This is a genomic window from Pseudoduganella lutea (assembly GCF_004209755.1).
GTDB classification, from domain to species: Bacteria; Pseudomonadota; Gammaproteobacteria; order Burkholderiales; family Burkholderiaceae_D; genus Rugamonas; species Rugamonas lutea.
The window spans coordinates 7,450,121-7,476,043 of sequence record NZ_CP035913.1 but is presented as its reverse complement, the minus strand read 5'-3'; the positions used below and the strand labels follow the sequence as shown (position 1 = coordinate 7,476,043).

The following is a 25,923-nucleotide window of genomic DNA, read 5'->3' as shown; positions in this document are numbered from 1 at the left end:
AGGCAGGGGCGCCGGCAGGATGGCGGCGTTTCGGGTAATCTGGCGTTCCCGCAACATATCAGAACGTTACGCCATGACCCATTTCACTCGTTCCCTGGTGGCCGCCGCGCTGCTCGCCAGTACCGCCGCCGCCTTTGCCGCCGCGCCGATGGTCAAGAGCCAGGCACCCGGCTATTACCGCACGATGGTTGGCGACTTCGAGGTCACCGTGCTGTCCGACGGTACCGTCGACCTGCCGATGGACAAGCTGCTGCATGAAAAGCCCGCCAGGTTGCAGGGAGCGTTGTCGAAGCACTTCCTGAAGGCGCCGGTCGAAACGTCGGTCAACACATTCCTGATCAACACGGGCAGCAAGCTGGTGCTGGTCGATACCGGTGCCGGCGGCCTGTTCGGCCCCACGCTGGGCAAGCTGCTGGCAAGCCTGAAAGCGGCCGGCTACCAGCCGGAGCAGGTCGACGAGATCTACATCACCCACCTGCACCCCGACCACGTGGGCGGCCTGGTCAGCGCCGACAAGCCGGCGTTCCCGAACGCGGTGGTGCGCGCGGACAAGCATGACGCGGACTTCTGGCTGAGCAAGGCGAAACAGGATGCTGCCCCCGAACAGGCAAAGGGTTTCTTCCAGGGGGCACAGTCATCGCTGGCCGCGTATGCCGGCGCGAACCGCTTCAAGCCGTTCGAAGGCAATACGGAACTGGTGCCGGGTATCCGCGCCACGGCGAGTTATGGCCACACGCCGGGGCACACGAGCTATGTCGTGGAAAGCCGGGGCGAAAAGCTGGTGCTGATCGGCGACCTGATTCATGCGCAATTCATCCAGTTCGACGACCCGTCGGTGACGATCGAGTTCGACAGCGACGCCAAGGCCGCGCTGGCTTCGCGCAAGGCTGGCTTTGCCGATGCGGCGAAAGGCGGCTACCTGATCGGTGCCGCCCACTTGCCGTTCCCCGGCGTGGGCCATTTGCGCAGCAGCGGCAAGGGTTACCAGTTCGTGCCGGTGAATTACACCGTGCCGCGCTAAGCGCTTGCCTGGCGGTGCGGGACACCGTCAGGCAAGCCAAGCGGCCAGCGTCTGCCAGCCGTATCAAGCCACCGTTTCATGGAATCCATTCACGCGGAACACGGTGTCCGGCCAGGCCGGATTCAGGTGCCGATCGCCGGCTCATGCGGCAAGGGAGCGGGCACCCGCGAAGCCTCAGGCCAGCGCCGGATAGTCGATATACCCTTCGGCGCCCGGGGCATAGAACAGCTCGGGGCGCTGCGCGTTCAGCGGGGCGCCGCTGCGCAGGCGTTCCGGCAGATCCGGATTGGCGATGAAATCCTTGCCCCAGGCAATCGCGTCCGCGGTGCCATTGTCCAGCGCAGCCTGTGCCGCTTCGAGACTGAATTTTTCATTTGCGATGTAGACGCCGCCGAACTCCCGCTTCAGCAGCGGGCCCAGGCTGTCTTCGCCCACGGCTTCGCGCGAGCAGATGAAGGCGATCTTGCGCTTGCCCAGCTCGCGTGCCACGTAGCCGAACGTGCCGGCCGGGTCGGAATCGCCCATGTCGTGGTTGTCGCGGCGCGGCGCGAGGTGCATGCCCACGCGGTCGGCGCCCCACACGTCGATGGCGGCATCGGTCACTTCGAGCAGCAGGCGGGCGCGGTTCTCGATGGAGCCGCCGTACGCGTCCGTGCGCTGGTTCGTGCTGTCCTGCAGGAACTGATCGAGCAGGTAGCCGTTGGCGCCGTGGATTTCCACGCCATCGAAGCCGGCGAGCCGGGCGTTTTCCGCACCCTTGCGGAAGGCGGCAACCACGTCCGGAAGCTCATCCGTTTCCAGTGCGCGCGGCACCGCGAACGGGCGGACCGGGCGCAGCAGGCTGACATTGCCCTTCGGTGCGATCGGGCTCGGCGCCACCGGCAACGTGCCATCCAGCAGGCTCGGGTCGGAGATGCGGCCCACGTGCCACAGTTGCAGGAAGATCGTACCGCCTTGTGCGTGCACGGCCTCGGTCACCAGCTTCCAGCCGGCCACCTGCTCGTCCGACCAGATGCCCGGCGTATTCTCATAGCCGACACCCTGGGGCGTGACCGACGTGGCTTCCGACAGGATCAGCCCGGCGCCGGCGCGCTGCGCGTAGTATTCGGCCATCAGCGCGTTCGGCACGCGGCCCGGTCCAACGGCGCGGGCGCGGGTGAGGGGGGCCATCACGACGCGGTTTTTCAGCGTCAGGTCGCCAATGGTGATGGGGTCGAAGAGAGTCGTCATATCGTTTTCCTGTAAAGAGTGCCGCCCGTACTACAGGCCGGCGTGGATGTGATCGAGGAATGCCGAGATGACCGCTTCATTGCGCTTGAACATATTCCACTGTCCAAAGCGCGTCACCGTCACGAGGCCCGCCTTTTGCAGGATGGCCAGGTGGCCCGACACGGTCGATTGCGACAGGCCGCAACGTTCGTCGATCTTGCCGGCGCACACGCCCAGGCTGAGCGGATGGAGCTGATCGGCGAAATGCGTTTCCGGCGCCTTCAGCCATGCGAGGATGTCGCGGCGGACCGGGTTGGCCAGGGCCTTGTGGATGGCGTCGATGTCGATGTCGGGTTCGGTCATGATGTGGTCAAATCGGCTTTCTTCGAAGGTGTCATACGGTGACCATATCGATTGATTCCGATACGTATATCGGAATAATACGATACAACCGCAATCCTTGCAGGAGACGCTTCAAAAGGGGTGTTCTGCGGATGAAATATTGCAATGATATACTCCGGCCGCTGCCTGAGGGGACGACCCCTTTCCGCCGGTTTGCCGGGGCGGCAGGCGTCATTGTCGGCGGGGACGACCTTGCCAAGCTGTGGAGATATGCATGTCCTGGATCATCCTGCTCGTGGCTGGCCTGCTCGAAGTCGGCTGGGCCGTCGGCCTCAAGTACACCGCCGGTTTTACCCGCCTCGTCCCCAGCGTGCTCACCTTGACGGCGATGGCCGGCAGCGTGGGCCTGCTGGGCCTCGCGCTGCGCGACCTGCCGCTCGGCACCGCCTACGCCGTGTGGACCGGCATCGGTACGGTCGGCACCGCCATCTATGGCATCGTCGTGCTGGGCGAACCGTCCGAAGCGGCACGCCTCGTCTGCATTGCGCTGATCGTGGCGGGCATCCTCGGCCTGAAAATCCTGTCGCCGCAGTAACCGGCCAGGCCCCTCAAGACACGGGATTCAAAAGTCAGGATTGCTGCGTGCGAGGTAATACCACTCGTTGCCAGCCGTGGCCGCGCTGTCGGGGAACAGCATCACCGCATCGGCAGCGGCCAGCACCGGCGTGCCGTCCGCCCGGCGGCCAATCTCTTCGCCTTGCCGCACGCGGTCGAAGCTGGTCCATGGCCGGCTGAACGTGTCCGCGTCATGGTCCTTGTCGTGCACTTCGCTCATCGACAGCACTTCCATGCGGTCGCGGGGGAGTGGTTCGGGGCGCGGTGCGTCGACCAGGCCCAGGTGCGCCAGCGTGTTCAGGATGGCGCGGTATGCCACGTCCGGTGCATGGGGATCGTCGTGCTGGCCACATTCCAGCGTCAGCGCATAGCCACCCGTGCTGCGCATGAACTCGGTGGTACCCACGCCATAGCGCAGCACGGTTTCCAGCTGGCGATCGTCCCGCAGGCGCCGCTGCACGCCGGCGCCATAGGTGCGCAGCCAGCCATCGACGAAGCGGCGCACGCCCAGCACCCGCGCGAGCGCCCGTTCCTCTCGTTCATGCCGGAAAGGTTCCAGCGGGCCATCGTTGTCGCGCGGGCCCACCATGACGAACGGCTCGCCCGGTGACAGGAAGGAATGGAGGTCCAGCAGCACGTCATGGGCGGCCAGCAGCGGGCACAGCCAGTTGGCGACGCGGTCTTCGAAATCCTTCGGGTCGGCCTTGGGGAACAGGTTGCGGTTCAGGTTGCGTTCCCCGGCCCGCTCGCCCTTCAGGTAAGCCAGCGGATTGACGACAGGCACGAAGGTCACGCTGCCATTGACGATCGCGAGCTCGCCGCTGTCCAGCTGGGCCATGACCCGTTCGATACCGCGTGTGCCGGCCGTTTCATTGCCATGCACGGCACCCGTGACGATCAGCCGGGGGCCGGCGCCCTGGCCCGCGTAGTGGAGGGATCGGAAGTGCAGTGTGTGGCTCATGCTGGTCCTCGGAATGTGGTGGCCGCCATTTTAGCGCCCGGACTGGCGCCGGCGGTACAATGCCGGCCATGTCGATTTCCGCCCGCCAGCCCGGCCTGGACACGCTGCGCGCCTGCGCGATCGTGCTTGTCTTCGCCAACCACTACATGAGCTTTGTCACCGACGAGGCCACGTTCGGCTTCGTCAGCCGGATCGGCTGGACGGGCGTGGACCTGTTCTTTGCCCTGTCCGGCTACCTGATCGGCAACCAGATCCTGGCGGGCCTGCGGGCCGGCACGTTCTCGATGGGGCGTTTTGCCGCGCGGCGTCTGTTGCGCACGCTGCCCAATTACTACGTGGTGCTGGCGCTGTATGCTTTCTGGCCGCCTTTCATCGACGGCACGCGCCATGCTCCGTGGTGGCAGTACCTCACGTTCACGCTGAACTTCGGGCTGGTACCGGGCACCCGCTTTTCCCATTCATGGTCGCTGTGCGTGGAAGAACAGTTTTATTTCGTGCTGCCGGTGGTGGCGCTGTTGATCGCGCGCTGCCGTGGCGCCGTGGCGCTGGGCTGGTTCGCGCTGGCCTGCGGTGTCGCGGCCGGCATGCTGTTCCGCGAGCTGGGCTGGCAGGAAGCGCGGCCGCCGCACTGGGGCAACGGGGCGTTCTATACCGAGGTCTACTATGCCACGCTGTGCCGCTTCGATGAATTGCTCGCTGGCGTGGCGCTGGCGATGATCCGGCAATGCCATGCGCCGCTGTGGGCACGGATCACCTCGTTCGGCAACTGGACGCTGGCGGCCGGTGTCGCCATGACCGCGCTGGCGTGGAAGCTGTTCCTCGATGACCACTTTGGCCATGCGATCACGGTGTTCGGCTACCCGCTGCTGGCCTTGGGCTTTGCCTTGCTGGTGCTGGCGGCGCTGAGTCCCGCCTCACTGCTGGCCCGGGTGCGGGTGCCGGGCGCGGGCAGCCTGGCCGTGTGGTCGTATGCGGTCTACCTCACGCACAAGCAGCTGTGCGTGGTGCTTGCCAAGGCATTGCGGCCAATGGGCATCGACCCGGGCGGCGCCACCGGCATTGCGATCCTCGTGCTGGCCAGCCTCGCGGCCGGCTGGGCGCTCTACCGGATCGTCGAGACGCCATTCATGATGCTGCGTGAAAAATTCGTTCCGGCATCCGCGAAGCCGGCGTTGCCGGCAGCCGTCTCGGCGTGACGCTGGTGACCGCGTGACGTGTCCTTGAACAAAAACGGCGGCCTTGCGGCCGCCGCTTCACGCCATCGTGGCGCGTCTTACGACTTGCGCTGGCGGCGGGCTGCGAAGCCTGCCAGGCCGAGACCGGCCAGCATCATCGCGTAGGTCGACGGTTCCGGCACGGCGGATACCGACAGGTGCAGGTCATTCGCCGTGGTGAACACGCCCGGTTCGCTGCCTTTCACGAACAGCGATGCCAGTTGCACGTCCGACACGAAACCAACGAAGGAATTCACTTCCGGTGCTTCGATCGTGTACGACAGCGTGCCACCGTTGATGTCGGTGGCCGTGATCGTGATGGCTTCCAGCGGCGTCGAGAAGCCGAAGAGATCCGAACCGAAGAAGAAGCCGCCCGCACCGTTGACCGGGCCGCTCAGCGTGAAGGTCAGGCCGTCGCCGCTCCAGCCGGGCGTGGCCCAGAAGTCGCTGCCATCGTCGCTGGCTCCCCACACTTCGATGCTTTCCGGACCGGCGCTGAGCTCATAGGAGTAATCGCCGGCGCTGCGGACCAGAGGTCCATCGTACGGCTCGATGTCCAGGTCGTCGAACGAGTCGACACCCGTGGTGCCGGCGGCGGACAGGTACGAGGACTGGGAGGTGTAGGCGGTGATATCCGCTTGGGCGGCACCAGCGGCGAGCAGCAGGACGGCGGAAGCGACAGCGGTTTTGACGGTGAGGGACATACGCACGATATAGCTCCAAAAACAGTGGTTAAGGAAGACTTCTTTGTATGTGGTTCGGCTAGGACTAACCTCAAATTTAATACTGTCGAGATCCATTAGCAACGAAAAATTAAAAATAAATTAATTATCTTTTTTCAATCGTGTCGACGGACGAGGTGAATTAGGATATGCGATCGAGCGTTTTCACCTGACGTGCCGGTGACGGCAACCGCCCAGGGTAAGGGGAGGGGGCACGGGCGTTGCGGATGGGTAAGGGCCAATGACCAGTAGCCGAGGGGGCTGGGCCAAGGCCACGGGGCAAGGGCATGCGCGATGAAAGGCGCGGTCACATGCCTGGCAGCTTGCAATGCGCTGCACACGCGGCAGCGGCTCGCTGGCCGTGATCACGCCTCACTCACTTCATGCCACGCACTTCGTGCCGATCACTTCATGTCGATCACATCGAACGGCGCGTCGCGCTGCGCCATGAATTCCAGCACGGCGCGGATCCGCGCCGGCGCTTCATCATGTGCGGTGGCCGCAATCGCCGCTTTCAGTCCCGGCATGGCTTCCACGATGTGCGGGCTGCGGTAGGCGCCGATCAGCAGGGCTGCCAGCTGCGCCGCTTCGCGCTGGTGGTTCAGGCGCAGCCGCTGCTCCAGCACGCTGAACAGGGCACGCTGCATGCGCGGGGTGGGATTGGTGATGTGGGCGAACACGAGCGGCGTATTCGCGATCGCATCGCAGATGCGCCGCTCCATGTCGTCGGGCTTCACATCGGAGGCGATGTCGAAATAGGCCGCGTTCCAGCGCGTGCGCGCGTGAACGTGGCCGGGAGGGAAAGAGTCGGCCGTGTCGAGCCCCAGGGCCCGGCTCAGCCGTTTGAACAGGTCGATCAGCGTGGTCATGCGCGCATTCTAGCGCGACCGCGCCATTGCGGTCAGTCGGCGCCTTGGGCTTCCTCGCCGAGCAGCCCTGCGCGAAAGTCCTGCACCGCCTGGTGAATCTCCTGCTGCGTGTTCATCACGAACGGGCCGTACTGGGCGATCGGCTCGTTCAGCGGCCGGCCGGCGACCAGGATGAAGCGCGCCGCCTCATGCCCTTCTTCGTGCGCGGCCACCACAACGCCATCGGCCTGCACGTCGTTGGCGAGGATCGCCATGCTGCGTTCGGCCACCGTCTTGCCCGCCACCGCCACGCTGCCCCGATACGGATACAGGAAGGCGTTATGGCCAGCCGGCAGCGCCTGGCTGAACATGGCACCGGCGGGCAGTTCGATGTCCAGGTACAGCGGTTCCGTCACGTCGCGCTGCACCGCGCCGGCCACGCCATGGCTGGTGCCGGCGATCACGCGCACCAACGCACCTTCGGGCGTCGTGAACGCGGGAATCTCGGCCGCCTTGAAGTCCTTGTACCAGGGCTTCATCAGCTTGTCCTTCGCGGGAAGATTCAACCATAGCTGGAACCCTTCCATCAGGCCGGCTTCCTGCTCCGGCATCTCGGAGTGGATCACGCCGCGGCCAGCCGTCATCCATTGCACGCCGCCATTTTCCAGCAAGCCCTCGTTGCCCGCGCTGTCGCGGTGCCGCATGCGGCCTTCGAGCATGTAGGTTACCGTTTCGAAGCCGCGGTGCGGGTGGTCGGGGAAGCCGGCCAGGTAGTCGCTGGCTTCTTCCGAGCCGAAATTGTCCAGCATCAGGAACGGGTCGAGGCGGCGCTGCAGCGGCTGGGTCAGCACGCGGTTGATCTTCACGCCGGCGCCATCCATCACGGCCTGTCCCTGGATCACACGCTCCACGCTGCGCGGGCGGGTGACGTTGTCTGCGGTGCTGTTCATGGCGGTTCTCCTGTGCCGGTTGCTGGTTTATACGAGGACGGCGTTGATCTGTTCATCGGCTTCGGCGCGGGCGCGGGCCACCGCGTCCGCACCCATGCCATGGCCTTCCGAGTACACGAACTGCACGTCGGTCAGGCCAACGAAGCCCAGGAACATCCGCAGGTGCGGCAGCTGGACGTCGGACGGCGCATCCCTGTGCATGCCGCCGCGGGTCAGCGCCACATAGACTTTCTTGCCGGTCAGCAGACCCACCGGACCGGTTGGGCCGTACTTGAAGGTCACGCCGGCCCGGGCGATCGCGTCGAACCAGCTTTTCAGTTGCACGGTGATGCCGAAGTTGTACATGGGCGCACCGATCACGATGACGTCCGCCGCTTGCGCCTGGGCGATCAGCGCATCGTCGAGCGCCACGCGGGCAGCCTGCTCGGGGGTGCGCTGGTCAGCTGGGGTGAACAGGGCCTGCAGGGCGGCTTCGTCGAGCACCGGGTGTGGCTGGGCCGCCAGGTCGCGGCGCACCACGGTGGCATTGCCGTCCGCGTTCAGTTTCGCGACGATGGTGTCGGCCAGGCGGGTCGATTCGGAGCCGTTGCTGCGGGCGCTGGAATTGATTTGCAGGATGTTCATGGTGTGCTCCCTTGAATTGGTTGATTAGCGAGGTTTCGTCAGTCAGTGAGTGCACTTTACCCGTTCCATTCGCATCGATAAAGCCGGTAAAATGGATTACATTAATCCACCAGTGGAACAATAACAAAGAGGCGTCATGGAACTTGATCCAGGTGATCTGCTGCTGTTTGCGCGCATCGTGGAAACGGGCAGCTTCAGCCAGGCGGCCCTGCGCACGGGGTTGCCGAAATCCACCGTGTCACGTCGGCTGTCGCTGCTCGAAGCCCGGCTGGGCGAGCGGCTGTTGCAGCGAACGACACGCCGCCTCGTGCTGACGGAATTCGGCACCAGCCTGCTCGATCACGCGCGCAAGGTGGCCGAGGAAACGGAAGCGGCCGGCGCACTCGCGCAGCACCGGCAGGGCGCGCCGAATGGCTTGCTGAAGGTATCGATGCCGGCCGATTTCGCCAACGAGGTGATGGGCACCTTGCTACCGGCATTCATGGCGCGGTATCCGGGCATTTCGCTGCAGTTCGACCTGTCGCCGCGGCGCGTCGACCTGGTGGCCGAAGGCTTCGACCTGGCCGTGCGGATGGGCACGCTGCCGGACGACGCCACGCTGGCCGCCCGGCCCGTGGTGCTCAGCACGTGGTCGCTGTATGCGTCGCCGTCGTACACGGTACTGCGCGGCCTGCCTTCCCACCCCGACGAACTGTTCCGGCACGACCTGCTCGGATTGTCGCGCGCAGCCTCGGGCCTGGCGCAATGGACGCTGTTGCGCGGTAAAACCAGGTGGGAGCGCGAGGTGCCGGTGCGGATGACGGGGAATTCGCCCGAACTGCTGGCGCGGCTCGCGGCCGCGGGCGCCGGCATCGCCAGCTGCACGGACCGGTACGCCGCACCGTTGGTGGCTGCCGGCGCGCTCGTGAAGGTGCTGCCCGAATGGGCTTTCCCGGCCGTTACCGGCTACGCCGTCTTCCCCGGCCGCCGGTTGATGCCAGCCAAGACACGCGCCTTCCTCGACATGCTTGAAGCGCACTACCAAAAATAGGGACAGACCCTGGTTTTAAGGCAAAACCAGGGACGGACCCTGGTTTTAAGGAAATTTCCTCAAAACCAGGGTACGTCCCCATTTTTGGAGCAACGTTTCGTCAGCGGGGGAGCGTGGCCATCGGCTCGCCGAGCCGCACGGCGCCGGCGGGCTGCCAGCCAGGGTTGAACGCGAGCGTGTCTTTCGGGAACAGCATGACGACAGTGGAGCCCAGCAGGAAGCGGCCCAGCTCCTCGCCTTTCTTCAGCGTGATGTCCTGGTCCAGGTAGGACCATTCACGGATCTCGGCCTGCCGCGGCGGGTTGACGACACCGTGCCACACGGTGGCCATGCTGCCGACGATCGTCGCCCCCACCAGCGTCATCACGAACGGGCCGTGCGCCGTGTCGAACACGCACACCACGCGTTCATTGCGGGCAAACAGGCCGGGAATGCCGCGCGCGGTCGTGGGGTTCACGGAGAACAGGCTGCCGGGCACATAGATCATCCGCGTCAGCTTGCCGTCGCAGGGCATGTGGATGCGGTGGTAGTCGCGCGGCGACAAGTACAGGTTGGCGAAACTGCCATGCTGGAACAGGTCCGCCAGCGCGCGGTCGCCGCCCACCAGGGCCGTCGTCGTGAAGCTGTGGCCCTTGGCCTGGAAGATCTGGTCGTCCTCGATCGCACCGAACTGGCTGATGCGGCCATCGACGGGGCAGACGAACGGCGCGTCGGCAATCGGGCGTACACCGGCTTTCAAGGCGCGGGTAAAGAATTCATTGAAACTGTGGTAGCTGGCGATATCGGAATTTTCCGCCTCGTCCATATTGACGTCGTATTTGCCGACGAACCACCGGATCAGGCGCGTCGTCATCGCACCGCCTTTCGCACCCGCCACCCGGCCGGCGAAATTGGTCAATGCCCCCTTCGGGAGCAGGTATTGCGGCAGGACGGCGAGGCGGTCGGACACGGTATGGAATTCCCCAAAAGTTCAAGGGCGCATTATAGCCGCGCATGTAAGGCGCATGGCGCGGGAACGAATGGAAATATTTCTTCCCAGGTAAGCCATGGCGTGGAATCTTGGGCAAAATAGCGCTACCAATCCATTTATCGCCACTTTCGATCTCTTTATAAAACGTTTTCCCATGCCTGCATCCGATTTCTCCTGCCCCTTCAAGCTTGCCGCATTGGCAGCGGCCATTCTCGCCGCGTTACCTGCATTCGCCGACACCGTCCAGACCATGCCCGACCCTACGGAACAGCGCGCGCAGGGCGAAACGGCAAAGCCCGTCGAATCCATGCAGACCGTGGAAATCAAGGGATCGGCGGCAGCCTACGATCCGCGTCGCGACGATACCGCCAGCAAGGTCGTGGTGTCCGACGAGGAGATCAAGCGCTATGGCGACACGGCGATCACCGACGTCTTCAAGCGCATTCCCGGCGTGACAGTCGGTGGTACCGGCCGGGGCGGCAACGATATCCGCATGCGCGGCCTGGGCAGCGGGTACACGCAGATCCTGCTCAATGGCGAGCGGGCGCCGGCCGGGTTTTCGATCGACACGTTGTCGCCGGACGTCATCGAGCGCATCGAGATCGTGCGCGCCGCCAGTGCCGAGTTCTCGACCCAGTCGATTGCCGGCACGATCAACATCGTGCTGAAACGGGCCGTCAAGACGGCGCAGCGCGAATTCAAGCTGAGCGCGGCGAAAAGCGCGGACCAGAACAGCCCGAGCGGCAGCCTGCAGATCTCCGACAAGGCTGGCGCACTGTCCTACTCGCTCAGCGGCAATTTCTGGCGCGGTACCTATGACCGCGTGTCGCCGGTGGAGGAAACGCTCGTCGATCCAGCAGGGGAACTGCGGATGGTGCGCCATACGCGCCAGCAGGACGGCGGCCGCTGGGAAGGCATGAATCTGGCCCCGCGCATCAACTGGAACCTGGGTGGCGGCGATACGCTGACATCGCAGACGTTCGTCAACTTCAACCGCAACCGCTACCACGGCTACCAGGAAGTCGATACCGAACTGGGTGCCCGCCCGCGCTTCGACGTGCGCGACATGTTCAACACGAATCGCAGCCTGTTCGCCCGCACCGACGTGAACTGGGTGAAGCGGCTGGGCGAGGGCGGCAAGCTCGATGCCAAGGCGGGCATCAGCGGCATGCGCTCGGAAGGCACATGGCACGAATTCGACTACCGCGCTGCCGTGCTGGGGCGCGATGCGACCGTGCTCAGCGAAACGACGGAAAAGGGCTTGTCCACGCAGGGCAAGTATTCGGTGCCCTGGCTGGAAGATCATGCGCTGTCGATGGGCTGGGATGCCGGTGTGACACTGCGCGACGATTCCCGCCTCGAGGACGAGGCCGACCTGCCGGGGTTTGTCGCCGTCGATTCGGACGAAGGCTATGAAGCGAAAGTCACGCGACTGGCGCTGTACGCGCAGGATGAGTGGAACCTCACCCCGCGCTGGTCCGTCTATGCCGGCCTGCGCTGGGAAGGCATCGAGACCACCAGCGAGGGCGACAGCTTCGACCCGGTCAGCCAGACCAACAGCGTGTGGAGCCCGCTGGCGCAAACGCTGTACAAGCTGCCGGACAGCCGCGACCAGGTGCGCCTGGCGCTGACCCGCACCTACAAGGCGCCGAGCCCGAACAACCTGGTGCCGCGCCGCTTCACCTCGACCAATAACAGCCAGACGGAACCGGATCGCCGCGGCAACCCGGCATTGCAGCCGGAGCTGGCGTCCGGCATCGACGCGTCGTACGAGCACTACTGGGGCGAGAACGCGCTGCTGTCGGCGGCGGCGTCGATGCGGCGCATCAGCGGCTATACGCGCCAGGGCCTGTTCCTCGAGGATGGCCGCTGGGTCGCCACGCCCGTCAACGACGGCAATGCCGTCACCCGCAGCATCGAGCTGGAAGCGAAGTTTCCGCTGGCGGCCGTGATCGACGACGCGCCTGGCGTCGACCTGCGTGCCAGCGTGGCGCGCAACTGGTCGCGGGTGGACGTGGTGCCGGGGCCGGACAACCGCCTGGATCAGCAGACCCCCTTGTCGGCCACCTTCGGCGCCGATTACCGCTCGCCCGACGGCAAGCTGACCACGGGCGCCAGCTTTGCCTTCCGCGATGGCGGCCCGGTGCGCATCGACGTCAACCAGACCGGCTACCAGAGCGTGCGGCGCGACCTCGACGTCTATGCCTTATGGAAGTTCAATCCGCAATACCAGCTGCGCGTGGCGGTCTCGAATGTGCTCGGCCAGGACTCGGTGGGCGACGCCGCCTATCTCGACGGCAATGGCACGCTGCGCCGCACCAGCATCTATCCGGGCTATGCGCAGGGGCGGGCGACACTGGAAATGCGCTTTTGATCCGGCGCCGGCTTTTTGAACCGGCGTCGCTTCAATACGGCGAGCCATCCTTGCGGGTGAATCGCCAGGCGCCGTTTTCAAATACGGCGGCGAGGTCGTCGCGCGGATAGGCAACGGTATCGCCCGCGGCGCGGTCGCCGATCTCCAGGAATACCACCGGTTCCGCCGAGCGGTTTTCCAGCCGGTGCGCGCGACCGCCCGCCTTGAACCCGGCGCACATGCCGGGTGTCAGCACCATTTCCCCTTCATCGGTAACGAGTACCGCGACGCCTGCCAGAAGATAAACAAATTCGTCCTGCCTGCCGTGCTGGTGCAGCAGGCCGGAGATACTGCCCGGTGCCAGCGTGCAGCGATTGATACCGAAATTCCCGAGTCCGAATATATCGCCGAGTGGCTGCTTGACGCGGCCCGCCATCATTTCCGAGAACGGCGCGGGCAGCAGTGATGGCTTCGTGCGCGGTGCGGCATCCGGCGCATTGATCGCGAGAGGGATGGTATTCATGATGACGAGTTTAAGTGAGCAAATTTATTCTCCCGTAAGCTTACACGACATTTATTGTGAATAAATGTGGAACGTGTCCGGCGTCTTATGGTAAATTGGCGGGACATTGAATTCTCACAGATTGTCACGCGTACTTTTTCACCTACAAAGGATTAGAGATGACGACTTACCAGGAATACCAGGCGAAAATCGCTGAATTGCAGAAGCAGGCTGAATTGGCCCGTCGCAACGAGATCACGGAAGCCAAGGAACGCATCGCTACGATCATGCGTGAACACAACCTGACGCTGGCCGACCTGGGCCCGGCCGTGAAATCGGCCAAGCCGGTGAAGGCGCGCGCACCGGTCCCGATGAAATATCGTGACGAAGCAACCGGCCAGACGTGGACCGGCCGTGGCCGTGCTCCGAAATGGCTGGATGGCCGCAAGAAGGAAGATTTCCTGATCAAGCAATAATAGCGCTGATACCGCTCCGGCACCCCGGGGCGGTTCACGTATTAAAGCAGTCCCGGCGATACATATGGCCGTGGCTGCTTCGGCGCTTTAAAAGCACAAGCTGGCTGGACTATTGTTGCAACCCTGCGCCGCTGTTGGAGCGTGGTGAAGCGCTTGTTCGTTCCAGTGACAGCGATAATAGTCAGCGCAGTCGCGGGGCGAATCAGGCAGGCAAATCGGATGGTTTCCTGTCAATGCCGGTGTGCAGGCAAGTGCAATGACAGAGCAATGACAGTGCAATAAGGCGACATCGTTTGTCGACATCGCTCCGTGGCAGTGCGTTCCATTAAGGCATGCGCGGCATTGCAAGTGACGAACTCTTCCGCTGGCCTGGTGTTGTTTTCACGCCGGGCTTGTACTCCGCTTAGCCTGGAATCAGCCCAGGTTTGCGTAGGGTTTGCGGGCGAACTGTGTCGGATTTGCGTCAATGCTTGCCGGGACCACGTTTCCAGGCTGGTTCAATTTCCAGCGATACTCAGGACATTCCCATCCGGGTCTTTGAACCAGGCCACCTTCATCTGGTCGCCCACATGGATGTCTCCCACCAGTTGCAACCCCGGCATCTCGTAATGTTCGAATGCCACGCCTTTTGTTTTCAGTGCCTTGACGATCTCCTCGACTTCGTCACCTACTGTCCAGGTCGCAGAAGTCGCCTGATTGGTACCGGCAAATTCCGACCGGTAGACCATCAGTAAGGCGCTGCCGCTCAGATAAGACACGACTTCCTCTTCGCCGCCGCCTGGGTTTTCCTGTAGCCCCAGCACATTGCCGTAAAACTCGCGTGCCGCTGCGATATCGCGCACGGCGATCGTTGCCATCACTTCGGTATTGGCCAGCATGATGCCCTCCTTGGTTGACCCGGGCAGCGTAGCGCGCTTTCGTGCCAGATAGCGCGCTGTTGACTTCCATAATATTCCGTTGACGGGTGGATGCCAGGTGGGCGCCGTGCCGGCCCGATGTGTGCCAAGATGCCGCATGATTCCATTGTTCCCGCTCAATACGGTCCTGTTTCCCGATGGCCGGCTCTCCTTGCAAGTGTTCGAGGTGCGTTACCTCGACATGATCAAGCGGTGCATCGCCGAGTCGGAGGAATTCGGCGTGGTGGCTTTGGCCCAGGGCGAGGAAGTGCGCAAGCCCGGGCAACCGGAGGCGATCGCCCCGATCGGCACGCTGGCCCGCATCGTCGACTGGACGGCGCCATTGCCCGGGCTGATGCACATTACCTGCCTTGGTACGCAGCGCTTCCGCGTAACGGCGGCCGATCAGTTGAAGCATGGGCTGTGGGTGGGAAATATCGAGCACTTGCCGGATGATATGACGGTGCCGGTGCCCGCGGAGCAGCAGGAAGTGGCCGATGCGCTCGGTTCACTGATCCGCTCGCTGCAGCAGCGCGGGGTGACGGCCGCGCAGATGCCGATGGGCTCACCGTACCGGCTCGACGAAAGTGGCTGGGTCGCGAACCGCTGGTGCGAACTGCTCGACCTCGACCTGGCGCAAAAGCAGCTGTTGCTTGCGCAAGACAATCCGCTGCTGCGGCTCGAACTGGTGCAGGATGCGCTGGCCGACAGCGGCTACCTGACCTGAACGTCTCTTCCAGCAGTTTCCCGCCGGCGTTTCCTCCCAGAGTTTGCTCCCAGTTTGCTCCCGTGGTCTCGTCGCATGCAACGCTGCCTACGCTGGCGTGATCCGTTCCTCTGCCGCGTGCACCCGCACCGACCACATCACGCCTGCCACCAGCAACGCGATCGCCGCCGCCTCCAGCGGCCGTGGCCAGGCGTGCCGGTAGACGAAGCCGTACAGCAGCGCGAACAGCGTTTCAAACAGGATCAGCTGGCCCGACAGCGTGACCGGCACCCGTCGGCTGGCCACGTTCCATAACTGATTGCCGATCACCGAAGCGCCCAGGGCAAGCAGCGCGTTACACGTCCAGAACAATCCCCAGTCGCGGGCATCGACGGCGCCGGTCACGCCTGTCACGTCCCCGAACCGCGGCACGAACGCAATCAAGGCGATAAGGAGCGCGATGATGCCGGTCGCCAGGCCATACAGCGCCGACCATTCGGCGCTGCTGAAATGCGCATTGGCCTTCAGGTAGCGCGCGTTGTCGACGGCATACCAGGTCCAGCAGAGCAGGGCGCCGGCCGCGCACGCGAGGCCCGCTGCCGTCCGCCACGCCGGCTGCCCCGAGGCATGCGCATGGGTGAACACGTCGACATTGATACAGGCGATGCCGGCGGCAACCACGAGCAGGGGCAGCGCCAGGCGCGCCAGCGGCACGGCGCCGTGGTCGTGCCGCCCCATCAGCGTGACCGTGATCGGCAGCACGCCGATGATCAGCGACGTGGGCGCCACGCCGGCCAGCTTCACACCCGCCGCCAGCAGCATGTAGTACACGATGTTCCCGGCCAGCGCGTGCCGCAGCAGGGCCGCGCAGTCGGCGCGGTCGAGCCGGTGCGCAAGGCGCGACAGCTTGGGCAACAGCAGCACGAACGCCATCGCGCCATAGGCCGTGTAGCGGCCGAGTGCCAGTTCCAGCGGCGAGAAGGCAGCCAGCAGCGCGGGAACGATGAACACCATGCCCCACATCGCGCCCGCGAGCAGGGCGCACAGTACACCAGTCCACATCCCGTCGTTCCCCGAAATTTCTCGTAATTAAGGGGCGCCAGTGTCGCACAGAGTGCGCTATGGTGCCCTGAACATGACCAGTCAGAATCAGCAGGAGACCACCATGACCGATAAAGACATCATCAATGCGCTGAAGGGCGAGGCGCGGCCGTTCGCCGCCCCCGAGGATTTCGACTACCTCCTTGAATCGATCGGCGATGCATCGATCGTGCTGCTCGGCGAGGCCACGCACGGCACGCGCGAGTTCTACCGCCTGCGCGCCGAGATCAGCAAGCGGCTGATCGTGGAAAAGGGCTTCGACGCGATCGCCGTCGAGGCGGACTGGCCGGATGCGCTGCGCGTGTCGCGCTACGTGCAGCATGGCGGCGACGACATGACGGCCGAAGGCGCGCTGTGCGGCTACAAGCGCTTCCCGCAATGGATGTGGCGGAACCACGAAATCGTCGACCTGGTGAACTGGCTGCGCCTGCACAATGCGCACGTGGCCAGCAGCCCGCGGCGCGTGGGCTTCTACGGGCTCGACCTGTACAGCCTGCAGCAATCGATGCATGCCGTGATCGAGTACCTGGACCGGGAAGATCCGGAAGCGGCCGAACGGGCCCGCCAGCGCTATGGCTGCATCGACCACATGGCGGAGGACCCGCAGCGCTACGGCTACGCCACCTCGTTCGGCATGAAGCCGCACTGCGAGCAGGAGGTGGTGCGCCAATTGATGGAGCTGACGCGCCAGGCCAACCTGTACGTGAAGCAGCCGGGCGGGCAGGTGCCCGATGAACTGTTCTATGCGCAGCAGAACGCGCGCGTGGCCCGCAACGCCGAAACCTATTACCGCTCGATGTTCCAGAGCCGCGACGAATCCTGGAACGTGCGTGACTCGCACATGGCGGAAACGCTGGAAGCGCTGCGCGAGCACCTGAGCCAGCGCACGGGCCGGCCGGGCAAGATCGTCGTGTGGGCCCACAATTCGCACCTGGGCGATGCCCGCGCCACCGAAATGGGCGAGGGCGGCCAGCTGAATCTGGGCCAGCTGGTGCGCGAGCGCTACCGGCCGGATGACGTTTTCCTGCTCGGCTTCACCACCCATACCGGCACGGTGACCGCGGCCACCGAATGGGACGGACCGGCAGAACTGAAACACGTGGTGCCGTCGCGGCCGGACAGCGTGGAGCGGCTGATGCACGAAACATCGATCGCCACCGGCATGGCGCAGTTCCTGCTGCCGATCCGCGGACATGACAGCATGCTGGCGCGGCTGCCGTCGCGCTACCTGGAGCGCGCCATCGGCGTCATCTACCGCCCCGATTCGGAACGCTACAGCCACTACTTCCATGCCGACGCGGCGAAGCAGTTCGACGCGCTGGTGCACGTCGACCGCAGCACCGCGCTGCGGCCGCTGGAACGGTCGGCGCTATGGAAGCAGGACGAGGTGCCGGAAACCTACCCAAGCGGCTTGTAGTCTGGAAAAACAGGGGACGTACCCCTGTTTCAAGGCAATCATTCGTCAAACAAAGCGGCGACGTACCGCATCGACGAACCGCCCTGTTTGGAAGCAATAATTTCCCTAAAACAGGGGTACGTCCCCAGTTTGTGCGAGCAGCAACAGGAGGGCGAGCGCCGTGGTATTCAGCGCTACGGTGATCTGGAACTTCCGCTGGAACGAAGCTTTCGAGGACTTGTGCCGCACGAGCCGCTGCGCGAGAAAGCCCCCGGCCAGCCGCCGGCCAGCCCGAACAGCAGCAAGGTGCGTTCTGGCGTGCGGCGCCGGCCGGCGCGGGCGGCGCGCTTGTCGAGGAAGTAGGCAAGAAAGGTGGCAAGGCTGGCACACAGGTACCAGCCAGCCAGCGCAATGAAGAAAGCGAAACTCAGAAGTAATTCAGGCCCAGCGCGGCCTTCACTTCGTCGGCCGTCTTCGCCGCCACTTCACGGGCGCGGGCGGTGCCTTCCTTCAGCATCTGCATGACCTGGCCTTTGTCCTTGGCGAATTCCTCGCGGCGTGCACGGATCGGGCCCAGCAGCTCCTGCAGCACGGCTTCCAGGCGCTTCTTGACGATCGAATCGCCCAGCCCGCCGCGCACATAGTGCGCCTTCATTTCTTCCAGCGCGGCCTTGTCCGGATCGAACGCATCGAGGTAGATGAAGGCCACGTTGCCTTCCAGGTGGCCGGGGTCCTGCACGCGCAGGTGCAGCGGATCGGTGTACACCTTCTTCACGGCAGCCGTGATCTCGTCGGCCGAGGCGCCCAGGTTGATCGTGTTGCCCAGCGACTTGCTCATCTTGGCCTTGCCGTCGATGCCCGGCAGGCGGCCGATTTCCGGCACCAGCGCCTTGCACTCGACGAGGATGTCGCGGTTGGCGATCCGGTTGAAGCGGCGCACGATCTCGTTGGTCTGCTCGATCATCGGGATCTGGTCGTCGCCCACCGGCACGATCGAAGCCTTGAATGCCGAGATATCGGCTGCCTGCGAGGCGGGGTAGGTGAGGAAGCCGGCCGGGATGTCGCGCTCGAAGCCGCGCAGCACGATTTCGGCCTTGACGGTCGGGTTGCGCTCCAGGCGGGCCACGGTGACCATGTTCAGGTAATAGAACGTCAGCTCGGCCAGCTCCGGGATCTGCGACTGGATCAGGATCGTCGACTTGGCCGGATCGATGCCCACTGCCAGGTAATCGAGCGCCACTTCCACGACGTTACGGCGCACCTTGTCGATGTCGTCCATATTGTCCGTCAGCGCCTGCGAGTCGGCCAGCATGATGAACTGTTTGTAGTCGTGCTGGTAGCCCACGCGGCTGCGCAGGCTGCCCACATAGTGGCCCAGGTGCAGCGGGCCGGTCGGGCGGTCGCCCGTCAGGATGACGGCAGGCTTGCCGGATGCCGGGACGGCGGAAACCGTGCTGGAGACGGTGCTGGATACGTCGGTGGAATTGTCAGGCTGGCTCATTGCATTCCTTCGGGGTTGGCCCCTGCCCGGATGCGCCATGAAAAACGCCACCTTGGCAGAGGCGGCGTCATATTGAAATCACATCACTTCAAACTGGGGCCGCACGGCATGGAGCGGCGCCACCAGGAGAACGAAAGCGGATGCGATGGATGAAAAGTCATCCCGCTATGGTTGCAGGTTCATGCCGGCCTGTCAAGACAGGCCGGCGCTACCCTCAATGGCGGCGCGGGTTGTCGGGCCGGTCGTCATGGCGGTTCGGCACACCATCACGGTCGTTGTCCATGCGCCGGTCGCGGTCATGGCCATTGCGCACGCCATCATTGTCACGATCGCGGTCGTGGCGGTTCGGCACCCCGTCATTATCGCGGTCCCGGTCGTAACGGTTCGGCACGCCATCGCCGTCCCGGTCGCCGCGCTGCCACGAGCCGCGCGCGAACTGCCAGCGGCCATCGCGTTCCTGCCAGCTCGGCGCCGCCCAGTGGTAGCCGGCGCGCGCCTTCACGTACTTGCCCTTCACCCACACATGGCGATGGCCGGTCCAGTTCCAGTAACCGGGCGTCCACACATAGCCGTGACGGGCCGCGGGTGCCACTTCATGGCGCGGTGGCGGCGGCGCCTTGCGCACGACGATGATTTCCGTGGCGGCCAGGGCCGGTGCGGCAATGCCACCCAGCGAAGCAGCGAACATCGCGGCGATCAGCAGTTTTTTCATGATGTACTCCTTGTGGTGAACGGTATGGCTTCATTATTGGCTTGCAGTTGTTACGGCAGTGTGCCGGCACCCAACTTCTCTGTAAGCAATTGTTTCGTTGCCATTGAGGAAACCGCGCGTTACCATCGGCGATTACCCAGCCCTGGAGGAACCGATGTCGTTGCGCCTTGCCATTGCCTTGTCCCTGATCGCGTCCAGCACGGCTGCCGGCGCAACCGCGCAGACGCCGCCGATGGCGCCCGATATCGGCGGCAGGTTCGAGGCGCCCACGGAATCGGCTGACTACGTGAAGCGCGTGGTGATGATCCCCATGCGCGACGGCGTCAAGCTGTACACGGTGATCGTCGTACCGAAAAGTGCACGGCGCGCGCCGATGCTGCTGACACGCACGCCGTACAATGCGGCCGGCCGCGCCCAGCGCAACAGGAGCCCCGCCATGCTGGCCACGCTGCCGCAGGGTGACGAGACGTTCGTCCAGGCAGGCTACATCCGCGTGTTCCAGGATGTGCGCGGCAAGTACGCTTCCGAAGGCGACTATGTGATGACACGCCCGCTGCGCGGCCCCCTGAACGCCACGAAGACCGACCACGCCACCGACGCGTGGGACACCATCGACTGGCTCGTGAAGAACGTGCCCGAATCGAACGGCAAGGTCGGCATGCTCGGCTCCTCATATGAAGGGTTTACCGTGCTGATGGCGCTGGCCGACCCGCACCCGGCACTGAAGGCCGCGGTACCCATGAGCCCCATGGTCGATGGCTGGCGCGGCGACGACTGGTTCCACAACGGCGCGTTCCGCATGCCGTCGCTGGCGTTCGTGAATGCCCAGACCACGGTGCGCGGCCGTGGCGAAGCGCTGGCCACCGGCGTCTACGACGATTACGACGGCACCCTGCGCGCCGGTTCGGCCGCCGGGTATGCACGCCAGTTCGGCCTCGACAAGCTGACGTACACGAAAAAGCTGTTCGAGCATCCAGCCTACGACAGTTACTGGCAGCACCAGGCGCTGGACCGCCTGCTCGGCGCGCGCAAGCTGAAGGTGCCGACCATGACGGTCACCGGCCAGTGGGACCAGGAAGACAGCTACGGCGCCTTCGCCGTGTATGAAGCGCTCGAACCGCAGGACCGCGACAACAACCTGAACTACCTCGTGGTGGGGCCATGGCGGCACAGCGGCGTCAATTACGAAGGTTCGTCGCTGGGCGCGCTGAAATTCACCGGCGACACGGCGCTCGAATTCCGGCGCGACGTGATGCAGCCCTTCCTCGACGAGCACCTGAAGGAGGGCGCGCCCAAGGCCGATACGCCGCCCGTGCTGTCCTACCAGACCGGCACGAACCGCTGGCAGCGGCTGCAGCGCTGGCCGCTTGCCTGCGCCACCGGCTGCCCGGCGCCCGCGCAGGCCGTGTACCTCGATGACAAGTTCAAGCTGGCGTTCAAGGCGCCGGCCGGCGGCGCCGACTACGACGAATACGTGTCCGATCCCGCCAAGCCGGTGCCGTTCGTGCCACGGCCAGTGCGCATGGGCGACCCGGACGTGTGGCGCCCCTGGCTGGTCAGCGACCAGCGCTTCGTGACCGACCGGCCGGATGTATTGACCTATGTGTCCGAACCGTTGCGTGCCCCACTGGCGCTGGCCGGCGCGCCCATCGTGAACCTGTTCGCATCCACCTCCGGCACCGATGCCGACTGGGTGGTCAAAGTGATCGACGTCTACCCGGACGAAGTGCCGTCACAGCCGGAGCTGGGCGGCTACCAGCTGCCGCTCTCGATGGACATCTTCCGCGGCCGCTACCGGAACAGCCTGGAAACCCCATCCGCCATCACGGCTGGCAAGCCCGAACGCTACCGCTTCGCGCTGCCGAACATCAACCACGTGATCCTGCCCGGCCACCGGCTGATGGTGCAGATCCAGTCCAGCTGGTTCCCGCTGTACGACCGCAACCCGCAGCGCTACGTGCCCAACATCTTCCACGCGCAGCCCGCCGACTACGTGAAGGCCACCCACCGCGTGTACCACACGCCGGCCCTGCAAAGCGCGATCGAGCTGCCCGTGGTGCCACCCGCACCCTGACTCCGCCACCACGGCCCAGCCCGTGTCCACCCTGGGGTCAACCCCAAAATCGGACACGAGCTCGGCTTTGGTACGGCCCAGCTCGTGCCCACAAACGGGGTTGACCCCAAGGTGGACACGGGCTCGGCGTTGACGGATTGGTCAGGGGGCGCTGACCCAGGGCGCCGCGCGCCCGCCGGGCGCCTGCGCCAGCAGGCTGCGCATTTCGCGCGCTTCCTCGACGGGCGTGCGGCCGAAGAAGCGCTTGAACTCACGCGAGAACTGCGAGCTGCTTTCGTAGCCGACGCGCCCGCACGCGGTGGCCGCGGTCAGGCCGTCCTGCACCATCAGCAGCCGGGCCTTGTGCAGCCGCGTCGTCTTCAGGTACTGCATCGGCGACGTCTGCGTGACCGCCTTGAAGCTGGCGTGGAACGCGGCCTGGCTCATGCCCGCCTCGCGGGCCAGCGTGGGCACGTCGATCGGCCGGTGATAGTCGGCATGGATGCGCCGCAGCGCCTTGCCGACCTTGGCGAACTGTGTCTGGTGGGCCAGGCCGGCGCGCAGCGCGCCGCCCTGTTCGCCGGTCAGCACGCGGAACAGGATCTCGCGCAGGATGCCGGGGCCCAGCAGCCGCGTCTCGACGGGGCTGGTGAGTGCACCCAGCAGGCGCAGCACGGCGTCGCCGAGGGCATCGTCCAGTTTCGATGCCATCATGCCCCGAGGGGCGGCTGGCGCGACAAGGCCCGATTGCGCGTCGTCGACTGCCAGGGCCAGTTCGGCGGCCAGCTGCAGGTCGATCGGAATCGAGATCGCCAGCATCGGCTCGGCCTCGGAGGCGCGCACGGTCTCGCCCTCGAACGGCAGCGGCACCGACAGCACGAGGAATTGCTGCGCGTGGTAATCGAATACTTCGCCGCCCAGGTAGCCCCGCTTGTGGCCCTGGCAAACGATGACGATGCATGGCTCGTACAGGGCCTTCCCGCGCGGGCGCACGGCGTTCGCGCGCATGAACTTCACGCCGGGCAGTCCGCACAGCGTGTAGCCCTCGTCCGGCGCCAGCACGCCCATCAGTTCCACCATCCGTGCCTGCCGTTCAGCTGCGCTCATGATCCTCTCCCCAGTTTCAGGCAGTGATTATGCGCCGGAGACGCGGCGGCGTGGCCGCCCGTGGAGGATCAGGCAATCTTTTGAAACCATCGCGCAACCTCCGGCCGGCCACCCCACCTACACTGGCAACATCGCAGGACATCCCGACAGACCATCGCAGGAGAGCTTCACATGGCCGAACAGAAAATCGTACTGATCACGGGCGCCACCGGCCGCATCGGCGCGGCCACGGCGCGCACGCTGGCCGGGCAGGGCCACCACGTGGTGCTGGGCGCGCGGCGCATCGATCGCCTGGTGCTGCTGGCTGCCCGGATCCGCGCCGCCGGTGGCAGCGCCGAGTGCCACATCGTCGACGTGACCGATGCCGACGACGCGCAAACCTTCGTGCTGGCCGCTTTCCACCGGCATGGCCGCATCGACGTGCTGGTAAACGCCGCCGGCGTCCACGCGCCGTCGCGGCTCGATGCCTTGAAGCTGCTGGAGTGGGACCGCATGCTCGAAGTGAACGTGCGCGGCGCGCTGTATGCGATCGCCGCCGTGCTGCCGCTGATGCAGCGTGCCGGCGGCGGCCACGTCGTCAACCTTGCCCCGCCGGCATCGAGCGCCGGTACGGGCCCGGCGCAGGCACTGCCCGGCGCCACGGCAGGTGCGCTGCGGGCGATCTCGGAGGCATTGCGGCAGGAAGCAGGGGATATCCACGTGTCTCTCGTCGCACCGGACCTGGACGGCGGTGCACGCGCCGTGGCCGATGCGATCGGCGCGGCAGTGGAGCGGGCGGAGGAGCTGGACGCCTGTCCCGCATGAGTGCCGGTATGCTGCCGCCCCGGGCAGTAAGTCGGTTGTGGCCCAAAACGATCGGTAATTGACGCGCGGGTCACTGTCAGCCTCCGCACCCGGCGCTCACAATGAGGAACATGTTCCCCTGTCCTGAAAGGAAATCCTCATGAGCAAAAAAGCCGTCGTTGTCGTCGACCTGCAGAACGAGTACCTGCCAACCGGCAAGCTGGCCCTGGAAGGTATCGATGAAGCATTGGGCAATGCGGCCCGCGTGATTGCCGATGCCAGAACCAGAGGCGACCTGGTGGTCAATGTTCGTCATGAATCCAGCGACCCAGCCATGCCATTCTTCCAGCCGGGTACGGACGGCGTCCGGATTCATGCAGCCGTCGCGCCAGCCGCGGGCGAGCCGGTCATCGTCAAGAACTTCCCGAATTCGTTCCTGAAGACGGACCTGAAAGACATACTGGACAAGAACGGGATCGAAGAAGTCACCGTGGTCGGCGCAATGAGCCATATGTGCATCGACGCCACCACGCGGGCCGCCTCGGATCTGGGCTATCGCACAAAGGTCGTGCACGACGCCTGCGCCACCCGCGACCTCGAGTTCAAGGGCGTGACCGTACCCGCCGCGCAGGTGCACAACGCGCTCATGTCGGCGCTCGCATTCGGCTATGCGGCCGTGATCAGTACCGACGAGTACCTGGCGGCTCCATGAAGGGCGGCTGACGGCCGGTACGACCGTCAGCGACTCCGGAGACGTCGCGATGATGCAGCGGGCGCGAGGCCGTCACATGCGGTTCAGGACTTCGCCCAGGCGAGGAAGTCGGCGTTGAACTGTGCCTTGTGGGTTTCCACGAGCGCATGCGGTGCGCCCGGATACGTGATCAGCTTCGCATGCGGAACGTGTCTCGCCGCCGCGCGCCCGCCAACGTCGATCGGCACCACCTGGTCACCTTCGCCGTGCACGATGAGCGTGGGCTTGTCGAATTTCGCCAGGTCCGGCCGGAAGTCGGTCTGCGCGAAGGCGGCCACGCAATCGTAGGTGTTCTTGAGTCCGGCCTGCATGCCCTGGTTGAAGAAGCCGTCGATCAGGCCCTGCGAAGGCACCGCGCCGGGCAGGTTGAAGTTGAAGAACGGGCCGGCTGCGAAATCCAGGTACAGTTGCCCGCGATTGGCGAGCGAACCCGCGCGGATGCCGTCGAAGACGGAGATCGGCAGGCCGCCCGGATTGTCGTCGGTCTGCACCATGTAGGGCGTCACGGCCGACACGAGGGCCAGTTTCGCGACGCGGCGGGTACCGTGCCGGCCCACGTAGCGGGCGACCTCGCCGCCCCCCGTGGAAAAGCCCGCCAGGATGATGTTCTGCAGGCCGAGCGCTTCGATGAGCTGCGCCAGGTCGTCCGCGTAGTGGTCCATGTCGTTGCCTTCCCAGGGCTGGCTGGAGCGGCCATGGCCACGGCGGTCCGGGGTCACGACGCGAAAGCCGTTGCTGGCGAGGTGGAACGCGGCCGATTCCCAGCTGTCCGCGTTCTGCGGCCAGCCATGGGTGAGGATCACCGGCTGGCCACCGCGTGGCCCCCAGTCCTTGTAATAGATGCGCACGCCATCGCGGGTGGTGATGGTATCGCCGCTCTTGCGTACCTTGTTCCCGGAGCTGTCGCCGGATCTGTCGTCGGTACCGGCCATGCTGTCGCTGCCGACGGCGGCGAGCGGCAGTGCCGCGGCCACCGCGCCGGCTGCGGTCAGGGCGCTTCCGACCAGGGCGGAGCGACGGGGCAAGTTCGTTGGTGCGTTCTGGGACATGCTTTTTCCTTTGGTTGTGCAGCGGTTGAGA

The 25,923-nt window shown here is 65.0% G+C and carries 27 protein-coding genes; 11 read left to right on the top strand and 16 right to left on the bottom strand.

Annotated elements, in window-relative coordinates:
* Nucleotides 1–73 precede the first annotated feature (73 nt).
* Nucleotides 74–1,021 carry an MBL fold metallo-hydrolase gene (locus tag EWM63_RS31495; RefSeq protein ID WP_130190050.1) on the top strand — a complete coding sequence of 316 codons (948 nt, stop codon included), beginning with the start codon at nt 74–76 and terminating at the stop codon, nt 1,019–1,021.
* Between the two features lie 174 nt (nt 1,022–1,195).
* Here the strand turns inward: EWM63_RS31495 and EWM63_RS31490 are convergent, their stop codons facing one another.
* Nucleotides 1,196–2,251 carry an alkene reductase gene (locus EWM63_RS31490; RefSeq protein ID WP_130190049.1) on the bottom strand — a complete coding sequence of 352 codons (1,056 nt, stop codon included), beginning with the start codon at nt 2,249–2,251 and terminating at the stop codon, nt 1,196–1,198.
* 30 nt (nt 2,252–2,281) lie between these two features.
* Nucleotides 2,282–2,593: an ArsR/SmtB family transcription factor gene (locus tag EWM63_RS31485; RefSeq protein ID WP_130190048.1), complete on the bottom strand. Its 312-nt coding sequence runs from the start codon at nt 2,591–2,593 to the stop codon at nt 2,282–2,284.
* A gap of 253 nt (nt 2,594–2,846) precedes the next feature.
* On the opposite strand from EWM63_RS31485, the gene sugE reads away from it, so the two are divergent.
* Nucleotides 2,847–3,167, top strand: coding sequence for a quaternary ammonium compound efflux SMR transporter SugE (gene sugE, locus EWM63_RS31480; RefSeq protein WP_130190047.1), 321 nt, complete (start codon nt 2,847–2,849; stop codon nt 3,165–3,167).
* Nucleotides 3,168–3,194: 27 nt separating this feature from the next.
* On the opposite strand, the gene EWM63_RS31475 is transcribed toward sugE, so the two are convergent.
* Nucleotides 3,195–4,148 carry a M14 family metallopeptidase gene (locus EWM63_RS31475; RefSeq protein WP_130190046.1) on the bottom strand — a complete coding sequence of 318 codons (954 nt, stop codon included), beginning with the start codon at nt 4,146–4,148 and terminating at the stop codon, nt 3,195–3,197.
* 68 nt (nt 4,149–4,216) lie between these two features.
* Between EWM63_RS31475 and EWM63_RS31470 the strand changes: the two genes are divergently transcribed.
* Complete coding sequence (locus EWM63_RS31470) at nt 4,217–5,344, top strand: acyltransferase family protein (protein ID WP_130190045.1); 1,128 nt, start codon at nt 4,217–4,219, stop codon at nt 5,342–5,344.
* Nucleotides 5,345–5,421: 77 nt separating this feature from the next.
* Here the strand turns inward: EWM63_RS31470 and EWM63_RS31465 are convergent, their stop codons facing one another.
* From EWM63_RS31465 to EWM63_RS31450, 4 genes are all read right to left on the bottom strand, one after another.
* Nucleotides 5,422–6,066 carry a PEPxxWA-CTERM sorting domain-containing protein gene (locus EWM63_RS31465; protein WP_207221383.1) on the bottom strand — a complete coding sequence of 215 codons (645 nt, stop codon included), beginning with the start codon at nt 6,064–6,066 and terminating at the stop codon, nt 5,422–5,424.
* Nucleotides 6,067–6,488: 422 nt separating this feature from the next.
* Nucleotides 6,489–6,953 carry a hypothetical protein gene (locus EWM63_RS31460; protein ID WP_130190043.1) on the bottom strand — a complete coding sequence of 155 codons (465 nt, stop codon included), beginning with the start codon at nt 6,951–6,953 and terminating at the stop codon, nt 6,489–6,491.
* A 32-nt stretch (nt 6,954–6,985) separates the two neighbouring features.
* Nucleotides 6,986–7,882 carry a pirin family protein gene (locus tag EWM63_RS31455; protein WP_130190042.1) on the bottom strand — a complete coding sequence of 299 codons (897 nt, stop codon included), beginning with the start codon at nt 7,880–7,882 and terminating at the stop codon, nt 6,986–6,988.
* Between the two features lie 27 nt (nt 7,883–7,909).
* Nucleotides 7,910–8,506, bottom strand: coding sequence for an FMN-dependent NADH-azoreductase (locus EWM63_RS31450; protein WP_130190041.1), 597 nt, complete (start codon nt 8,504–8,506; stop codon nt 7,910–7,912).
* A 136-nt stretch (nt 8,507–8,642) separates the two neighbouring features.
* Between EWM63_RS31450 and EWM63_RS31445 the strand changes: the two genes are divergently transcribed.
* Nucleotides 8,643–9,536 carry a LysR family transcriptional regulator gene (locus tag EWM63_RS31445; protein WP_130190040.1) on the top strand — a complete coding sequence of 298 codons (894 nt, stop codon included), beginning with the start codon at nt 8,643–8,645 and terminating at the stop codon, nt 9,534–9,536.
* Between the two features lie 100 nt (nt 9,537–9,636).
* Here the strand turns inward: EWM63_RS31445 and asd are convergent, their stop codons facing one another.
* Entirely contained in the window at nt 9,637–10,485 is an 849-nt protein-coding gene (gene asd / locus EWM63_RS31440) for an archaetidylserine decarboxylase (RefSeq protein WP_207221206.1), read from the bottom strand.
* A 175-nt stretch (nt 10,486–10,660) separates the two neighbouring features.
* Here asd and EWM63_RS31435 point away from each other — a divergent pair, with 175 nt between their 5' ends.
* The gene (locus tag EWM63_RS31435; RefSeq protein WP_229487623.1) at nt 10,661–12,880 is read left to right on the top strand and encodes a TonB-dependent receptor plug domain-containing protein; all 2,220 of its coding nucleotides are present in this window, start codon (nt 10,661–10,663) and stop codon (nt 12,878–12,880) included.
* Between the two features lie 31 nt (nt 12,881–12,911).
* Here EWM63_RS31435 and EWM63_RS31430 read toward each other — a convergent pair whose 3' ends face one another.
* On the bottom strand, nt 12,912–13,382 hold the full coding sequence (locus EWM63_RS31430) for a cupin domain-containing protein (protein ID WP_130190039.1): 471 nt from the start codon (nt 13,380–13,382) through the stop codon (nt 12,912–12,914).
* 158 nt (nt 13,383–13,540) lie between these two features.
* On the opposite strand from EWM63_RS31430, the gene EWM63_RS31425 reads away from it, so the two are divergent.
* Nucleotides 13,541–13,837 carry an H-NS histone family protein gene (locus EWM63_RS31425; protein WP_130190038.1) on the top strand — a complete coding sequence of 99 codons (297 nt, stop codon included), beginning with the start codon at nt 13,541–13,543 and terminating at the stop codon, nt 13,835–13,837.
* Between the two features lie 497 nt (nt 13,838–14,334).
* On the opposite strand, the gene EWM63_RS31420 is transcribed toward EWM63_RS31425, so the two are convergent.
* Nucleotides 14,335–14,715: a VOC family protein gene (locus EWM63_RS31420; RefSeq protein ID WP_130190037.1), complete on the bottom strand. Its 381-nt coding sequence runs from the start codon at nt 14,713–14,715 to the stop codon at nt 14,335–14,337.
* A gap of 136 nt (nt 14,716–14,851) precedes the next feature.
* On the opposite strand from EWM63_RS31420, the gene EWM63_RS31415 reads away from it, so the two are divergent.
* Entirely contained in the window at nt 14,852–15,460 is a 609-nt protein-coding gene (locus EWM63_RS31415; RefSeq protein ID WP_130190036.1) for an LON peptidase substrate-binding domain-containing protein, read from the top strand.
* 87 nt (nt 15,461–15,547) lie between these two features.
* Here the strand turns inward: EWM63_RS31415 and EWM63_RS31410 are convergent, their stop codons facing one another.
* Entirely contained in the window at nt 15,548–16,501 is a 954-nt protein-coding gene (locus EWM63_RS31410; protein WP_130190035.1) for a DMT family transporter, read from the bottom strand.
* 103 nt (nt 16,502–16,604) lie between these two features.
* Between EWM63_RS31410 and EWM63_RS31405 the strand changes: the two genes are divergently transcribed.
* Nucleotides 16,605–17,957: an erythromycin esterase family protein gene (locus EWM63_RS31405; protein ID WP_130190034.1), complete on the top strand. Its 1,353-nt coding sequence runs from the start codon at nt 16,605–16,607 to the stop codon at nt 17,955–17,957.
* Between the two features lie 173 nt (nt 17,958–18,130).
* Here EWM63_RS31405 and EWM63_RS33030 read toward each other — a convergent pair whose 3' ends face one another.
* The 3 genes from EWM63_RS33030 to EWM63_RS31390 form a co-directional block, all read right to left on the bottom strand.
* Nucleotides 18,131–18,328: a DUF1294 domain-containing protein gene (locus tag EWM63_RS33030; protein WP_307720873.1), complete on the bottom strand. Its 198-nt coding sequence runs from the start codon at nt 18,326–18,328 to the stop codon at nt 18,131–18,133.
* Nucleotides 18,329–18,363: 35 nt separating this feature from the next.
* A complete protein-coding gene (gene trpS / locus EWM63_RS31395) occupies nt 18,364–19,437 on the bottom strand; it encodes a tryptophan--tRNA ligase (RefSeq protein WP_130190033.1) in 1,074 nt (357 codons plus the stop codon).
* A 214-nt stretch (nt 19,438–19,651) separates the two neighbouring features.
* A complete protein-coding gene (locus tag EWM63_RS31390; RefSeq protein WP_130190032.1) occupies nt 19,652–20,149 on the bottom strand; it encodes a YXWGXW repeat-containing protein in 498 nt (165 codons plus the stop codon).
* 154 nt (nt 20,150–20,303) lie between these two features.
* Between EWM63_RS31390 and EWM63_RS31385 the strand changes: the two genes are divergently transcribed.
* Nucleotides 20,304–22,223, top strand: coding sequence for a CocE/NonD family hydrolase (locus EWM63_RS31385; RefSeq protein WP_130190031.1), 1,920 nt, complete (start codon nt 20,304–20,306; stop codon nt 22,221–22,223).
* Nucleotides 22,224–22,364: 141 nt separating this feature from the next.
* Here the strand turns inward: EWM63_RS31385 and EWM63_RS31380 are convergent, their stop codons facing one another.
* Nucleotides 22,365–23,309 carry an AraC family transcriptional regulator gene (locus EWM63_RS31380; protein WP_130190030.1) on the bottom strand — a complete coding sequence of 315 codons (945 nt, stop codon included), beginning with the start codon at nt 23,307–23,309 and terminating at the stop codon, nt 22,365–22,367.
* A gap of 171 nt (nt 23,310–23,480) precedes the next feature.
* Here EWM63_RS31380 and EWM63_RS31375 point away from each other — a divergent pair, with 171 nt between their 5' ends.
* Both EWM63_RS31375 and EWM63_RS31370 read left to right on the top strand, forming a co-directional pair.
* Nucleotides 23,481–24,113, top strand: a complete 633-nt coding sequence (locus EWM63_RS31375; protein WP_130190029.1) for an SDR family oxidoreductase — start codon at nt 23,481–23,483, stop codon at nt 24,111–24,113.
* A 139-nt stretch (nt 24,114–24,252) separates the two neighbouring features.
* The gene (locus EWM63_RS31370) at nt 24,253–24,804 is read left to right on the top strand and encodes a cysteine hydrolase family protein (protein WP_130190028.1); all 552 of its coding nucleotides are present in this window, start codon (nt 24,253–24,255) and stop codon (nt 24,802–24,804) included.
* 83 nt (nt 24,805–24,887) lie between these two features.
* Here EWM63_RS31370 and EWM63_RS31365 read toward each other — a convergent pair whose 3' ends face one another.
* Nucleotides 24,888–25,892 carry an alpha/beta fold hydrolase gene (locus EWM63_RS31365; protein ID WP_130190027.1) on the bottom strand — a complete coding sequence of 335 codons (1,005 nt, stop codon included), beginning with the start codon at nt 25,890–25,892 and terminating at the stop codon, nt 24,888–24,890.
* Nucleotides 25,893–25,923: the final 31 nt, after the last annotated feature.

What these genes read in the sequence shown, in the direction of transcription:
- EWM63_RS31370 (WP_130190028.1), top strand. Translation starts at nt 24,253, where the DNA reads ATGAGCAAAAAAGCCGTCGTTGTCGTCGACCTGCAGAACGAGTACCTG.
- EWM63_RS31380 (WP_130190030.1), bottom strand. Translation starts at nt 23,309, where the DNA reads ATGAGCGCAGCTGAACGGCAGGCACGGATGGTGGAACTGATGGGCGTG.
- EWM63_RS31425 (WP_130190038.1), top strand. Translation starts at nt 13,541, where the DNA reads ATGACGACTTACCAGGAATACCAGGCGAAAATCGCTGAATTGCAGAAG.
- EWM63_RS31415 (WP_130190036.1), top strand. Translation starts at nt 14,852, where the DNA reads ATGATTCCATTGTTCCCGCTCAATACGGTCCTGTTTCCCGATGGCCGG.
- EWM63_RS31495 (WP_130190050.1), top strand. Translation starts at nt 74, where the DNA reads ATGACCCATTTCACTCGTTCCCTGGTGGCCGCCGCGCTGCTCGCCAGT.
- EWM63_RS31420 (WP_130190037.1), bottom strand. Translation starts at nt 14,715, where the DNA reads ATGCTGGCCAATACCGAAGTGATGGCAACGATCGCCGTGCGCGATATC.
- EWM63_RS31470 (WP_130190045.1), top strand. Translation starts at nt 4,217, where the DNA reads ATGTCGATTTCCGCCCGCCAGCCCGGCCTGGACACGCTGCGCGCCTGC.
- EWM63_RS31365 (WP_130190027.1), bottom strand. Translation starts at nt 25,892, where the DNA reads ATGTCCCAGAACGCACCAACGAACTTGCCCCGTCGCTCCGCCCTGGTC.
- EWM63_RS31445 (WP_130190040.1), top strand. Translation starts at nt 8,643, where the DNA reads ATGGAACTTGATCCAGGTGATCTGCTGCTGTTTGCGCGCATCGTGGAA.
- EWM63_RS31475 (WP_130190046.1), bottom strand. Translation starts at nt 4,148, where the DNA reads ATGAGCCACACACTGCACTTCCGATCCCTCCACTACGCGGGCCAGGGC.
- trpS (WP_130190033.1), bottom strand. Translation starts at nt 19,437, where the DNA reads ATGAGCCAGCCTGACAATTCCACCGACGTATCCAGCACCGTCTCCAGC.
- EWM63_RS31410 (WP_130190035.1), bottom strand. Translation starts at nt 16,501, where the DNA reads ATGTGGACTGGTGTACTGTGCGCCCTGCTCGCGGGCGCGATGTGGGGC.
- EWM63_RS31435 (WP_229487623.1), top strand. Translation starts at nt 10,661, where the DNA reads ATGCCTGCATCCGATTTCTCCTGCCCCTTCAAGCTTGCCGCATTGGCA.
- EWM63_RS31455 (WP_130190042.1), bottom strand. Translation starts at nt 7,882, where the DNA reads ATGAACAGCACCGCAGACAACGTCACCCGCCCGCGCAGCGTGGAGCGT.
- EWM63_RS31485 (WP_130190048.1), bottom strand. Translation starts at nt 2,593, where the DNA reads ATGACCGAACCCGACATCGACATCGACGCCATCCACAAGGCCCTGGCC.
- EWM63_RS31385 (WP_130190031.1), top strand. Translation starts at nt 20,304, where the DNA reads ATGTCGTTGCGCCTTGCCATTGCCTTGTCCCTGATCGCGTCCAGCACG.
- EWM63_RS31375 (WP_130190029.1), top strand. Translation starts at nt 23,481, where the DNA reads ATGGCCGAACAGAAAATCGTACTGATCACGGGCGCCACCGGCCGCATC.
- EWM63_RS31490 (WP_130190049.1), bottom strand. Translation starts at nt 2,251, where the DNA reads ATGACGACTCTCTTCGACCCCATCACCATTGGCGACCTGACGCTGAAA.
- EWM63_RS31390 (WP_130190032.1), bottom strand. Translation starts at nt 20,149, where the DNA reads ATGAAAAAACTGCTGATCGCCGCGATGTTCGCTGCTTCGCTGGGTGGC.
- EWM63_RS31460 (WP_130190043.1), bottom strand. Translation starts at nt 6,953, where the DNA reads ATGACCACGCTGATCGACCTGTTCAAACGGCTGAGCCGGGCCCTGGGG.
- EWM63_RS31465 (WP_207221383.1), bottom strand. Translation starts at nt 6,066, where the DNA reads ATGTCCCTCACCGTCAAAACCGCTGTCGCTTCCGCCGTCCTGCTGCTC.
- EWM63_RS31405 (WP_130190034.1), top strand. Translation starts at nt 16,605, where the DNA reads ATGACCGATAAAGACATCATCAATGCGCTGAAGGGCGAGGCGCGGCCG.
- sugE (WP_130190047.1), top strand. Translation starts at nt 2,847, where the DNA reads ATGTCCTGGATCATCCTGCTCGTGGCTGGCCTGCTCGAAGTCGGCTGG.
- EWM63_RS31430 (WP_130190039.1), bottom strand. Translation starts at nt 13,382, where the DNA reads ATGAATACCATCCCTCTCGCGATCAATGCGCCGGATGCCGCACCGCGC.
- EWM63_RS31450 (WP_130190041.1), bottom strand. Translation starts at nt 8,506, where the DNA reads ATGAACATCCTGCAAATCAATTCCAGCGCCCGCAGCAACGGCTCCGAA.